The following is a 12,748-nucleotide window of genomic DNA, read 5'->3' as shown; positions in this document are numbered from 1 at the left end:
CGCGGCCGGGTGTAAGCACCACGCCACGATCGATGGGAGTGATCTTGAAGCCGCGTCGTTCGGTGCTCGCCTGTCCGGGCAGCAGCAAGAAGATGATCGAAAAGGCCAAGGGCCTACCCGTCGACGAGGTGTTCCTCGATCTGGAGGACGCGGTCGCGCCGCAGGCCAAGGCGGAGGCGCGGGCGAATATCGTGGCGGCACTCAACGACTCCGACTGGGGATCCCAGTTGCGCGTGGTCCGGGTGAACGACTGGACCACCCAGTGGACCTACACCGACGTGATCACCATCGTCGAGGGCGCGGGCACCGCGCTGGACGCCGTCCTGCTGCCGAAGGTGACCGACGCGGGGCAGGTGCGCGCGCTGGATCTGCTGCTCACCCAGTTGGAGAAGGCGACCGGACTCGAGGTCGGCCGCATCGGCATCGAGCCGCAGATCGAGAACGCGTTGGGGCTGCGCAACATCGACGAGATCGCCACCGCGAGCCCGCGGGTGCAGGCGCTGGTGTTCGGCCCGGCCGACTTCATGGCCAGCATCAACATGCGCACCCTGGTGGTCGGCGAACAGCCGGAGGGTTATGACACCGGCGACGCCTACCACCACATCCTGATGACCATCCTGCTCACCGCCCGCGCGCACGGCCTGCAGGCGATCGACGGCCCGTACTTGCAGATCCGGGATGTCGACGGCTTCCGGCGGGCCGCGGGACGCACCGCCGCGCTCGGTTTCGACGGCAAGTGGGTGCTGCACCCCGGCCAGATCGAGGCGGCCAACGAGATCTTCAGCCCGCGGCAGTCCGACTACGACCGGGCCGAGCTGATCCTGGACGCGTACGCCTTCCACACCTCGGCCGAGGGCGGTGCCCGCGGCGCGGTGATGCTCGGTGACGAAATGATCGATGAGGCGAGTGCGAAAATGGCTCAGGTGATCGCGGAAAAGGGCCGGGCGGCGGCAATGACGCGCACCACGCGTTTCACGCCCCCGGAAAACCGGTAGAAATAGCAGAATAGAGACATGACGAATCCCTTAGGGAACTCGAATCGCGCACGGCAGGCCCTGCCGACGCCGCCGTCCGGCTGGCCGGTCGGCTCCTATCCCACCTATGCCGAGGCGCAGAAGGCCGTCGACTACCTGGCCGACGGGGAGTTCCCGGTACAGGACGTGACCATCGTCGGCGTCGACCTCATGCAGGTCGAACGGGTCCTCTACCGGCTCACCTGGGGCAAGGTCATCGGCGGCGGCGTGGTGAGCGGCGCCTGGCTGGGCCTGTTCCTCGGTCTGCTGCTGAGCCTGTTCACCACCAGCGGCGCGCTCGGCCCGCTGCTGGTCGGCCTGGTCGGCGGCGTCATCTTCGGCGTCATCTCCACCTCGATCCCGTACGCGGCGACCAAGGGACAGCGCGACTTCGCCTCCACCATGCAGTTGGTGGCCGGGCGTTACGACGTGCTGTGCGACCCGAAGTCCGCGGAACAGGCGCGGGACATGCTCGCCCGGCTGGCCATCTGACGCATGGAGGTGTTGTCGACGGTCCGCACCGGTGTGCTCGACCATTTCGGTGTGCCTGCGACCGGTGTCGATTCGGCGTCGGTGACGTTCCTCGGGGTGGAGCCGATCGAGATCCTGCGGATCGTCGACGGCGACCTGGTGCACTACGCGACGGTGGGCGGTTCCCGGCATCCGATGGGCGATCCCACCGCGCTGCTTGCCGATCCGGTGCAGGGTCCGCGCGCGGAACTGGTGCTCACCCTGCGCGGCTCGGCGGGCGCGAGCTCGGGGCTGGCCAAGTCGCTCGGTGTGCTCGCCGCCGCGCCCGCGGTGGAAGGCGTTGTGCTGCAAGCCGATGCGCTGATGGACCTGGGCGAGCAGATGTGGCACGGCGCGCCGTTCACCGCGGTGCTGTTGGGCGCGAGCGGGATTCCCGAGGTCGTGTTGCCCGCCCCGGCCGATCCGGTGCGCTACTTCGCGGTGACGCCGGTGACCGCCACCGAGGCGGCCTGGGTGCGGGTGCGCGGGGCACAGGCGTTGCGAGATGCCTGGGCCGAGGCGGGAATCGACGTGCGTGACCCCGAACGAGGCGCGGCCAGCCTGTAATTCGGGCTACAACCAATCGTTGCGGTGGAAGTTCGCGTACAGGCCGACGCAGATGGCCAGGGTGATCACGATCACCAGCCAGAAACCCCAGCTCGCTTCCAGTCCCGGCATGTGGGTGAAGTTCATGCCGTAGATGCCCGCGATCATGGTCGGCACGGCGGCGATCGCGACCCACGCCGAGATCTTGCGCATGTCGGTGTTCTGCTGCACGCCGACCTTGGCCAGCGCGGCGCTGATCAGCGCGCTCAGCGCCTCGTCGAAGTCGGTGACCCGCTCGGCGACCCCGGCGTGATGGTCGGCCACGTCGCGCATGTAGCGCCGAATCTCCTTGGGCAGCGGGACATCCGGCTTGTGCCCGAGCACCTGTAGCGGCACCGCGAGCGGGTTCACCGCGCGCCGCAGCTCCACCACCTCGCGCTTGAGCTGATAGATCGACTCGATGGTGACCCGGCTGCGCGGGGTGAACACCTCTTCCTCCATCGCGTCGATGTCGAGCTCGATCGACTGCGTCACTTCGATATACGAATCCACCACGTGGTCGGCGATCGCGTGCAGCACCGCGCCGGTGCCGAGCATCAGCTGCGCCGGGTCGGCCTCCAGTTCCTTACGCAGCGAGGCCAATTCGGAATGCTCGCCGTGCCGCACGGACACCACGAAGTCCGGCGCGGTGAACACCATGATCTCGCCGGTCTCCACGATCTCGCTGATGCTGTGCATCTCGTGCTCGACGTAGGCGACCGTGCGCATCACCAGAATCAAGGTGTCGTCATAGCGTTCCAGCTTCGGGCGCTGATGCGCCTTGACCGCGTCCTCGGCCGCGAGCGCGTGCAGCCCGAACGTCTCGGCGATATCGGCCATCTGGGTCTCGTCCGGGTCGTGCAGGCCGACCCAGACGAAGCCGGCGCCCCGGTTGCGCACCTCCGCGAGCGCGTCCCGATGCGTGAATCTGCCAGGGAGCCGCCGACCTTCGACGTACACGCCGCAGTCGACGATCGCCCGCGCGGTCGGGATCGGAATCCGCGGCAGCTGTCGCGGTCCGCGGCCGGAACCACGGAACGACGGCAGCGGCGGTATGGATGGCACACGGTGATGCTACGTCGCCTGCGCGTGCGGTTCGCCGCGCCGACACTGTAAGACTGAGGGCGTGCGCATCGACTTGCATACCCACTCCACCGCGTCCGACGGCACCGACAGTCCGGCCGAACTGGTCCGGAACGCGGCCGCGGCAGGCCTGGACGTCGTCGCGATCACCGATCACGACACCACGTCCGGCTGGACCGAGGCGGTCGACGCGCTGCCGAAGGGGTTGACGCTGGTCCGGGGCATGGAGATGTCCTGCATCGGCATGGGCGAGGACGGCTGGCCGGTGCCGGTGCACCTGCTGGCCTATCTGTTCGACCCGACCGACCGCAGCTTCGCCGAGGAACGCGAGCGGCTGCGCGCCGAACGGATCCAGCGGGTGCGCGCCATGGCCGATCGGATGGTGGCCGACGGCCTGCCGATCGATCCCGACGCGGTGCTGGCCTCGGCCGGTCCGTCCGCGGGGCGTCCGCACCTGGCCAGGGCGCTCGTCGCGGCCGGCGTGGTGCCGAGTGTCGATGCCGCGTTCGAGGAATTGCTCGCGCCGCACGGGCCGTACTACGCGGAGAAGGCCGACACGCCGCTGCGTCGTGCGGTCGAGATGATCGCCACCGCGGGCGGGGTCAGCGTGGTCGCGCACGCGCGAGCCCGCAAGCGCGGCCGGCTGCTCGCGCTGGACGACATCCGGGAGCTGGCCGCGCTCGGCCTGGGCGGGCTCGAGCTCGACCATCCGGACCACTCGGCGACCGATCGCGCCGTGCTCGCCGAGCTGGCCGCCGAGCTCGGCCTGATCACCACCGGCTCGTCGGACTACCACGGCTCGAACAAGACCATCCAACTCGGCCAGTTCACCACCGACCCCGCGCAATTCGAGGTGCTGACCGGCAAGGCGACCGGCGTGCCGGTGATCGGCTCGTGAAGTTGCTGCGCGGCTTCAGCGGCGTCGTCGCCGCGGGCACGCTGGCGCTGGCGCTCGTCGTCATCGGCACCGCGGTCGTCGCGGCCAGGCGGGAGTTCCCCGGACCGGGCGCCGAATCGGTGGCGTGGCACGTGGTGGCCGCGGTGATTGCCGTTGGGGCACAGGTTTATTCGGACAAGCGTCGGGGTTTAGCCGCATTTTCTGGATCTGCGGTTGTTTTTATTGCCGCCGGTTTATTGCTCTGGACCCAGTGGTGGAGCTGATCGGCAGCGCTCCGCCGGCAACAGATCGAATACGAGAGCGCTAAATATTCTGTTAATGGTTGCGGTTCCGTGAATTGTGGCCGAACATTTCTCTTTGTGGCGGAACTCGAGACGGACGTACTGGTTTTGGGCGGCGGGCCCGCCGGAACCTGGGCTGCCGTATCCGCCGCCGCCACCGGCGCCCGGGTCGTGCTCGCCGACAAGGCCAGATGCGGCACCAGCGGCCCCACCGCACACGGCACCACCTCGTTGTGGAACATCCCACCCGGCCCGGCCAGGGACGAGGCAGTGCACCGCGGCTACGCCAACGGCGGCGGACTCGGCGACCCGGCCTGGATGCACCGGGTGCTGGAGGAGACCCACCTGCGCGTCGAACAGCTGGCCCGCTGGGGCTATCGGTTTCCCGGCGCGGGCCCCGGCTCCTCGCTGCGGGTGTACCTCGACGGCGCGAGTTACCTGCGCCGGATGCGTCGCAGCGTGCTGAACGCGGGCGTGCGCATTCTCGACCATCATCCCGCGTTGCAACTGCTCATCGATCGCGACGGCAAGGTAGCGGGGGCGACCGGCGTGCAGCAGCACAATCAGTACCGGGCGTGGACCGTTCGGGCCGGCGCGGTGGTGGTGGCCACCGGTGGCTGCGCGTTCCTGTCCGGCGGCGCGGGCACCGACGTGGACACCGGCGACGGACTGCTGTTCGCCGCGGAGGCCGGGGCGCAGCTGTCGGGCATGGAATTCTCCAGCGCGTACGGCCTGACGCCGGCCGTGACGGTGCCGCGCCCGGCCCTGCCGCTGCATTCCGCGTCGGGCCTCGGATTGCATTTCGCCACCTTTTACGACGAGTCCGGCACGGTCCTGGAGGGCCACCGCGCGGCCGCCTTCGCCGCGATCGCCGACGGCCGCCGGGTGTTCGCCGCGCTCGACGACATGCCCGCCACGATGCGCCGGTGGCTGATCGAGCAGGGACTGGTCGACCGCACCGGGCGGGTGCCGCTGCGCGCCGTGCTGGAGGGCACCGTGCGCGGCACCGGCGGCCTGCGCCTGGCCGGCCCGGATTGCGCGACCACGGTCCGCGGGCTCTTCGGCGCGGGCGACGTGACCACCAGGGAACCGATCACCGGCGCGGTCAGCGGTTTCGGCGGCCAGGGCGGCGCGTGGGCCATCGCCTCCGGTGTGTGGGCGGGCGCGGGTGCGGCCGAGCACGCGCGCACCGCCGACCGGCGCTGCCCCACCCGCGAGGTGGCCGGCGCCGGGCTCAACGCGGTGGCGCGGATCGATCCGCGCGCCGTGGTCGGCCTCGTGCAGGAACACACGCTGCCGCTGCGGCGCAGCTACTGGCGCAGCGCGGGCAGCCTGGTCGACAGCATCGGCGAGCTCGACGCGATGTGGCCCGGCGCCGAATTCGACCTCGGCGGTACCGGATCGGACCGCCTGCGGGCCAGGCAGGCCGCCGCCCTGCTGGCGGTCGCGCGGTGGACCAAGTACAGCGCGCTGGCCCGCACCGAGAGCCGCGGCATGCATCGGCGCACCGATCATCCCGGGCCCGAGGCGGACTGGCGGGTGCGGCTGATGTCAGGGGGCCTGGACAACGTCTGGGTGCGCCCGGACGCGCGGGAAATCGCGGCATTGGACGCGGGCGTGGTCGGCGCGACGGAGAACTCCGTGGCACCGGTCCGTGAGCCGTTCCCGCGCGGCCGGCGCCAGACCCTGGTGCTCGACGCGCGTGGCCCCGCCGTTTCGCACCTGCGCGAGCCGGGCGTGCTGAGCGCGCGGTCCGCGGCGGTCCCGGATGCCCCGGCGATCCTGCCCGAGGACGAGGACGGCACCGCCCAGCACCTCACACCGGCCGACCCGATCGCGATGTGACAACTCACCGCCCGGCCGCGGCCCGGCGCGAGTTTTCCCTTACCGCCGGGTAATTCCGCCGCTCTAGGCTGGAGACCGGCGCGCGACACGGCGGGAACCCGACCGGTTTGGCAAGTCGCGGACCGTGCTGGCAGAATGTGTCGGATTCCTTTACCTAAGCCACCGCCGGGTACTGGAGTTACGGAGATCTCCGCCTCGCGACGCACCGTCGCGACCCGAGGATCACGCCGCATGTTCTGTCCGGACCCACCCGTCCGGCTCCCGCTCCGCGGATCAGTGCCGCGCCACGTCAGCGAAATCGGCTACAGGTTTTTTCGTGACCCGCCGTAACAGCGAAACGTACCGGTCAGCGCACTCGATGAGCGTAATGAAAACCGCAGGAGCGGAGCCTGCGGAGCGACCATAGACACTAATACCTATATACCCGGCGGTAACCGTCCCCCGGTTTGTCCGGCCCGAGCAGGAGTGAAATCGTGTCACCTGTGACTGACGCACCGAATGCCACTGCAAGTCTTTCCGAAATCACCCACGACGAAATTTTCGCGGGGCATCTCGGAGGCAAGCTCTCGGTAGAACTCAGCTCGCCGCTGGAGACCCAGCGCGACCTGTCGATCGCCTACACCCCGGGCGTCGCTCAGGTCAGCCGGGCGATCGCGCAAGAAGTCGAGCTCTGCAAGCGCTACACCTGGACCGACCGCCTCGTCGTCGTGGTCAGCGACGGCACCGCCGTGCTCGGCCTCGGCGACATCGGTCCGCGCGCCTCGCTGCCCGTGATGGAGGGCAAGGCCGCGCTGTTCAAGAAGTTCGCCGGGCTCAACTCGATCCCGATCGTGTTGGACACCAAGGACGTCGACGAGATCGTCGAGACGATCGTCCGGCTGCGCCCGAGCTTCGGCGCGGTCAACCTGGAGGACATCTCGGCGCCGCGCTGCTTCGAGGTGGAGAAGCGACTCATCGAGGCGCTCGACTGCCCGGTCATGCACGACGACCAGCACGGCACCGCCATCGTGGTGCTCGCCGCCCTGAACGGCGCCGCCAAGGTGCAGGGTCGCTCGATCGACGGCATGAAGGTCGTCGTGTCCGGTGCCGGCGCGGCCGGCGTCGCGTGCACGAATATCCTGCTGGCCGCGGGTGTTCGGGACGTCACTGTGCTCGACTCGAAGGGCATCATCGGCCGTGACCGCAGCGACCTCAACGAGGTGAAGGCCGAGCTGGCCACCCGCACCAACCCGCGCGGGCTGACCGGTGGCGCCGCCGAGGCGCTCAACGGCGCCGATGTCTTCCTCGGTCTGTCGGCCGGCCTGATCGCCGAGGAGCTCATCGCCTCGATGGCGCCGGAGTCGATCGTGTTCGCCATGTCCAACCCGGACCCGGAGATCCACCCCGAGGTCGCGCGCAAGTACGCCGCGATCGTCGCCACCGGCCGCAGCGACTTCCCGAACCAGATCAACAACGTGCTCGCCTTCCCCGGCGTGTTCAAGGGCGCGCTCGACGCCGGCGCCCGCCGCATCACCGAGGGCATGAAGATCGCCGCCGCCGACGCGATTCTCAGCGTGGTCGCCGACGAACTCGGCCCGGAGAAGATCGTGCCGAGCCCGCTGGACCCGCGGGTCGCCCCGGCGGTCGCCGAGGCCGTCGCGGCCGCCGCGCGCGCCGAAGGCGTTGCCTAGTAAGTCAGTTCATCTGCTGGAAGGCGCCTTGTCCCGCTCGGGGCCGGGCGCCTTTCGCTTGGGCGTGTGCTTGCGCAGGGACAGATGGATCCAGATGTTCATGGCGATCATCGCGCACAGCGCGAAGATCAGCGCCGCCGCGAACAGGGGATTCTTGTCCGAGTAGGTCGTCCAGGCGAACAGCAATAGCGCTACGAGTGCCACATAGCCGGCGATGAACCTGATACTCACCGGTCAGACGTTAGCCAGGTCCGGCGCCGAACGTGCGGTGTTTACAGCGAGTGGTCGTCGAGCCAGGTGCGCGCGACGTCGGCGGGCTTCGCGCCGGCGTCGCGGACCTCGCGGATCAGCTTGGCCAGGTCGTCGGTGGTGAGTTCGCCCGCAACGTAATTGAGCTTCTTGATCTGGCGGTCGTCGAGTACGCCCTTGCGGAACAGGGGGAGCACGTTCTCGGTGCGCACGGCGTAGCCGGTGTCGGACAGGACCGTCAGGCCCTCGGTCGAGCCGGGGACGACGGCGGGCGGACCGGTCAGCAGACCGGCGTGAACCTGACCCTCCAGCAGGGCCTTTCGCAACGCGCCCGCGTCGGGGAACGGCACGGTCGCGGCGAACTGACAGCCCGCCACCTGCTCGGCCGCGGGCGGCAGGGTGATCAGATCGGGGATGGGTGCCACACCGACCGTGAGCGTCGCGCAGCGTGGTGTGAGATCGCCGAGGGTGCGCAGGTTGTCGCGGGTCGCGGCCTCGGCGCTCAGCACGACCCGCGGTCGCAGGTCGGTGCCGTCGGCGGCATCGCTGACCACCAGCCCCTCCGGCAGCGACTTGCTCAGTGCGCTCGGCACCTGCCCGAGGTCGGGCGCGCGATCGGTGGCAGCGGGGTCGAAGAAAGACAGCAGCGCGCCGTTGTGTTCACCGATCAGATCGATCCGGCCCGCGTCCAAGGCGGCGAGATAGTCGCTGCGACTACCGAGATGGGGTGCGACCGACGTGCGCGCGCCGACGCGAGCCAGCGCGCCCGCATATATTTCGGCGAGCACACTCGACTCGACCGAATCACCGGCACCCACCGTGATCCGCGCGCCCTGATCACTGTTACCGCAGGACACGGCCAGTGTCGCGGTCGCGACGACCAGTACTCGAGCCAGCATCCGCAGCGACGCGGGCAACACCATCCGGCGACACCAACTCTCCGAGAGACCGACAGAGCCAACACGAACACCCTGAAGCGGGCAGTATGGACACCCAGAATGTACCGGTGGCTGTGTTGCCCCGGGACCTCGCACTGCCCGTCAGGCCGGAAGGACTCCAGTGAAAACCTCGATCACCCCCCATGCGGCGCGGCATGGCCGGTCGGCGCTGCGGCTCACGCTGCGCGCCACCCGGTTCATCGTCGCGGCCGCGGCGTTGGCCGTCGCCATGATCCTGTCCGCGTGTGGCGGCAACTCCGACCCACTGGCCAGCAAGGGCAGCTGTGCGGGCGACGGGCTCACCGTCGGTTCGGCGAACTTCCCGGAATCCGAGACGGTAGCCGAAGTGTACGCGGAAGTGCTGCGCGTCAACGGATTCAAGGTCGACACCAAGCTGAACATCGGTAGCCGGGAGGCCTACGTCCCGGCCGTGCGGCAGTGCGCGATCTCGGTCATCCCCGAGTACAACGGCAACCTGCTCCAGTACCTGGACAAGAACGCGACCGCCACCAGCGCGGCCGATGTGAACAGTGCGCTCGCCACCGCGCTCGGCTCGGATCTCGCCATCGGCACCCCGGCCCCCGGCGAGGATTCCGACGCGGTCGTGGTCACCAAGGCCACCGCCGAGCGCTGGAACCTGCGCACCATCGCCGACCTGGCCGCACACGCCGCCGAGGTGAAATTCGGTGCGCCGGCCGAATTCCAGGAGCGCCCGGGCGGCCTGCCCGGCCTGAAGAAGAACTACAACCTCGACATCGCCGCGAACAATTTCGTGCCGATCGCCGACGGCGGCGGCCCCGCCACCGTGCGCGCGCTGGTCGAAGGCCAGGTCACCGCGGCCGACATCTTCACCACCTCGCCCGCCATCACGCAGAACAACCTTGTGGTGCTGGAGGATCCGAAGCACAACTTCCCGGCGCAGAACGTGGTGCCGCTGCTCAACGCGGCCAAGAAGACGGACAAGGCACTGGCCGTGCTGAACGCCGCCTCGGCCAAGCTGACCACCGCGGAGCTGATCAAGCTGAACGAGGCCGTGTCCGGTTCCAGCAAGACCGAGCCCAAGGCCGCGGCCGTCGCCTGGGTGGCCGCGCAGGGACTGAACACACCGACCGGCTAGGGGAAAACCGTTGTCCGATATCGAATTCCGCGGTATCAGTAAGACCTACCCGGACGGCACGACGGCCGTCACCGACCTCGATCTGCGCATCGAATCCGGCTCGTTCACCGTGTTCGTCGGCCCGTCCGGCTGTGGTAAGACGACCTCGATGCGGATGATCAACCGCATGATCACGCCCAGCTCCGGCACGATCACCATTGCCGGACAGGACATTTCGACGGTCGACCCGGTAAAGCTGCGGCTCGGTATCGGATACGTGATCCAGAGCGGGGGACTGCTGCCGCACCGCACGGTCGTCGACAATGTGGCGACCGTGCCGGTGCTGCGCGGCGATTCGCGCAAGGCCGCCCGGGCGGCGGCGCTGGAGGTACTCGATCGGGTGGGCCTGGACCGGGCGCTGGCCGGCCGGTATCCGGCGCAGCTGTCCGGCGGGCAGCAGCAGCGCGTCGGCGTGGCCAGGGCGCTGGCCGCGGACCCGCCGGTGCTGCTGATGGACGAGCCGTTCAGCGCCGTCGACCCGGTGGTGCGGGCCGAGCTGCAGAGCGAAATGCAAAGGCTGCAAGCCGAACTGCAGAAGACCATCGTGTTCGTCACGCACGACATCGATGAGGCGATCACGCTCGGCGATCGGGTCGCGGTGTTCGGGCGCGGTGGGGTGTTGCAGCAGTACGACGCACCGGATCATGTGCTGTCCCAACCGGCCACCGACTTCGTCGCCGATTTCGTCGGCCGCGATCGCGGCTACCGCGGACTGTCCTTCCGATCGGCCAAAGATGTTCCGCTGCACGAGATCCGAACCGCGACCGCGGCGCAGATCCCGGCGCTGCGGCTGGATCGGGGCGACTGGGTGCTGATCGTCGACGCGGAGCACAAGCCATCCGGCTGGATCGACGTGACCGGCGTCGAAGCGGTCCGCGGCGGACGTTCGCTGCCGGACAGCACCTCCGCGGGCGGCTCGCTGTTCACCCCGGCCGGCGACCTGCGCCAGGCGCTCGACGCCGCGATCTCCTCGCCCTCCGGAGTCGGGGTGGCCGTGGATGACGCGGGCGCGGTCCGGGGCGGGGTGCTGGCCACCGAGATCCTGCAACAGCTCGCCGACCAGCGATCCGTCGAGGACGCCGAACGCAACCGGCACTTCTTCGAACAGGAAGTGAGCGGCGGGGGACCGACGTGAGGTATCTGATCGACAACTTCGCCGAGATCATGGGATTCACCAAAACCCATCTGTATCTAGCGCTGGTGCCCTTGGCGCTCGGGTTGATCATCGCGATCCCGGTGGGCGCGCTGGTGCGCCGGGTGTCCTGGCTGCGTCGGGTGACCGTGACCACGGCGAGCCTGGCCTACACCATTCCGTCGCTGGCGCTGTTCGTGATCATCCCGCCGCTGGTGGGGATTTCGACGATCGACCCGTTGAACGTCATCATCGCGCTGACGCTGTATTCGACCGCGCTGCTGGTGATCGCGGTGCCCGCGGCCCTGGATTCGGTGTCGGCCGAGGTGATCGACGCCGCCGACGCGGTCGGGTTCAGCCCGCTACGGCGCACGCTCACCGTCGACATGCCCCTGGCCATACCGGTTTTCGTGTCCAGCCTGCGGGTGGTGGTGGTGACCAACATCGCCATGGTCTCGGTCGGCGCGCTGATCGGGGTCGGCGGCGTCGGCAAGCTGTTCACCCAGGGCTATCAGCGTGACTACCCGGACGAGATCATCGCCGGCATCATCGTGATCCTCGCGCTCGCTTTGATTTTCGACCGCCTGGTCTACGCGCTCGGCCGCTGGTCGACCCCGTGGGCGCGGGCCGACGCCAGGGCCGCACGGGCGAAAGGCGTTGCCGCATGAACCTTTTCCTCGACGCCTGGCACTACCTCACCGACGGCGCGAACTGGAGCGGGCCGGCCGGCATCGAACATCGGCTCGCCGAACACCTCTGGTACAGCTTCCTCACCATCGTCATCTCCGCCGCGGTCGCGCTGCCGCTCGGCCTGGTGATCGGACACACCAGGCGCGGCGCCGCGGTGCTCGTCGGCTTCGCCAACGCCATGCGCGCGCTGCCGACGCTCGGCCTGCTCACCTTCCTGGTGCTCGGCCTCGGGCTCGGCCTGATCCCGCCGCTGCTCGCGCTGGTGACGGTCGGCGTTCCGCCGCTGCTGGCCGGGGCCTACGCCGGAATCGCCAATGTCCCGGCCGATGTCGTCGACGCCTCGCGCGCCATGGGCATGACCGAGACCCAGATCCTGTTCCGGGTCGAGGTGCCCAACGCGCTGCCCATCCTGCTCACCGGTCTGCGCGGGGCCACCCTCCAGGTGGTCGCCACCGCGACCATCGCGGCCTACGTCAACCTCGGTGGGCTGGGCCGCTACATCTTCGACGGTATCAGCCTCTACAAGTACGACCGCGTCTTGGTCGGCGCGCTGCTGGTCGCCGTGCTGGCCATGGTGCTCGACGGCCTGCTCGCCTTCGCGGTCTGGGTCAGCACGCCAGGCACCGGGCGGCTCCGGCGGACCGACGCGTTGCCGATCGCTCCCGACCTCAGCGTGCCGTAGGCGGACCGACCTGCTG

At 69.3% G+C, this 12,748-nt stretch carries 14 protein-coding genes; 11 read left to right on the top strand and 3 right to left on the bottom strand.

Translation table 11 applies throughout. From position 1 onward, the window contains the following. Positions 1-32: 32 nt before the first annotated feature. From ACFQ9K_RS25530 to ACFQ9K_RS25520, 3 genes are read left to right on the top strand one after another with little or no spacing between them, the layout of a single operon-like run. On the top strand, positions 33-995 hold the full coding sequence (locus tag ACFQ9K_RS25530; RefSeq protein ID WP_378716637.1) for an HpcH/HpaI aldolase/citrate lyase family protein: 963 nt from the start codon (positions 33-35) through the stop codon (positions 993-995). Positions 996-1,013: 18 nt separating this feature from the next. Continuing rightward, a complete protein-coding gene (locus ACFQ9K_RS25525) occupies positions 1,014-1,505 on the top strand; it encodes a general stress protein (protein WP_378716638.1) in 492 nt (163 codons plus the stop codon). Between the two features lie 3 nt (positions 1,506-1,508). After that, a complete protein-coding gene (locus ACFQ9K_RS25520; RefSeq protein WP_378716640.1) occupies positions 1,509-2,090 on the top strand; it encodes a suppressor of fused domain protein in 582 nt (193 codons plus the stop codon). Between the two features lie 6 nt (positions 2,091-2,096). Here the strand turns inward: ACFQ9K_RS25520 and ACFQ9K_RS25515 are convergent, their stop codons facing one another. Continuing rightward, entirely contained in the window at positions 2,097-3,173 is a 1,077-nt protein-coding gene (locus tag ACFQ9K_RS25515) for a magnesium and cobalt transport protein CorA (RefSeq protein WP_378716641.1), read from the bottom strand. 61 nt (positions 3,174-3,234) lie between these two features. Here ACFQ9K_RS25515 and ACFQ9K_RS25510 point away from each other — a divergent pair, with 61 nt between their 5' ends. From ACFQ9K_RS25510 to ACFQ9K_RS25495, 4 genes are all read left to right on the top strand, one after another. Continuing rightward, a complete protein-coding gene (locus ACFQ9K_RS25510) occupies positions 3,235-4,089 on the top strand; it encodes a PHP domain-containing protein (protein ID WP_378716643.1) in 855 nt (284 codons plus the stop codon). Continuing rightward, positions 4,086-4,352, top strand: a complete 267-nt coding sequence (locus ACFQ9K_RS25505) for a hypothetical protein (protein ID WP_378716644.1) — start codon at positions 4,086-4,088, stop codon at positions 4,350-4,352. Before ACFQ9K_RS25510 ends, ACFQ9K_RS25505 begins: the two co-directional genes overlap by 4 nt. A 96-nt stretch (positions 4,353-4,448) precedes the next feature. Continuing rightward, positions 4,449-6,215 carry an FAD-binding protein gene (locus ACFQ9K_RS25500; protein WP_378716645.1) on the top strand — a complete coding sequence of 589 codons (1,767 nt, stop codon included), beginning with the start codon at positions 4,449-4,451 and terminating at the stop codon, positions 6,213-6,215. Between the two features lie 473 nt (positions 6,216-6,688). After that, on the top strand, positions 6,689-7,885 hold the full coding sequence (locus ACFQ9K_RS25495) for an NADP-dependent malic enzyme (RefSeq protein ID WP_378716646.1): 1,197 nt from the start codon (positions 6,689-6,691) through the stop codon (positions 7,883-7,885). Positions 7,886-7,894: 9 nt separating this feature from the next. On the opposite strand, the gene ACFQ9K_RS25490 is transcribed toward ACFQ9K_RS25495, so the two are convergent. Then, the gene (locus ACFQ9K_RS25490) at positions 7,895-8,116 is read right to left on the bottom strand and encodes a hypothetical protein (RefSeq protein WP_378716647.1); all 222 of its coding nucleotides are present in this window, start codon (positions 8,114-8,116) and stop codon (positions 7,895-7,897) included. A gap of 41 nt (positions 8,117-8,157) precedes the next feature. Beyond that, positions 8,158-9,057 (bottom strand): ABC transporter substrate-binding protein, encoded by a 900-nt coding sequence (locus tag ACFQ9K_RS25485; RefSeq protein WP_378716649.1) that lies wholly within the window; start codon positions 9,055-9,057, stop codon positions 8,158-8,160. Positions 9,058-9,301: 244 nt separating this feature from the next. Here ACFQ9K_RS25485 and ACFQ9K_RS25480 point away from each other — a divergent pair, with 244 nt between their 5' ends. Genes ACFQ9K_RS25480 through ACFQ9K_RS25465 form a run of 4 tightly spaced genes read left to right on the top strand, consistent with a single transcriptional unit; the run spans position 9,302 to position 12,732 of the window. Further along, a complete protein-coding gene (locus ACFQ9K_RS25480; RefSeq protein WP_378716681.1) occupies positions 9,302-10,189 on the top strand; it encodes an ABC transporter substrate-binding protein in 888 nt (295 codons plus the stop codon). Between the two features lie 10 nt (positions 10,190-10,199). After that, entirely contained in the window at positions 10,200-11,363 is a 1,164-nt protein-coding gene (locus ACFQ9K_RS25475) for an ABC transporter ATP-binding protein (protein ID WP_378716650.1), read from the top strand. After that, positions 11,360-12,028 (top strand): ABC transporter permease, encoded by a 669-nt coding sequence (locus ACFQ9K_RS25470; RefSeq protein WP_378716652.1) that lies wholly within the window; start codon positions 11,360-11,362, stop codon positions 12,026-12,028. Before ACFQ9K_RS25475 ends, ACFQ9K_RS25470 begins: the two co-directional genes overlap by 4 nt. After that, positions 12,025-12,732, top strand: coding sequence for an ABC transporter permease (locus ACFQ9K_RS25465; protein WP_378716653.1), 708 nt, complete (start codon positions 12,025-12,027; stop codon positions 12,730-12,732). The genes ACFQ9K_RS25470 and ACFQ9K_RS25465 overlap by 4 nt, the downstream gene beginning before the upstream one ends. The last annotated feature ends 16 nt before the right edge of the window (positions 12,733-12,748 follow it).

It is taken from the genome of Nocardia sp. NPDC056564, assembly GCF_042793755.1.
Taxonomy (GTDB): Bacteria; Actinomycetota; Actinomycetes; order Mycobacteriales; family Mycobacteriaceae; genus Nocardia.
This window is presented reverse-complemented; position numbering and strand designations above follow the sequence as displayed.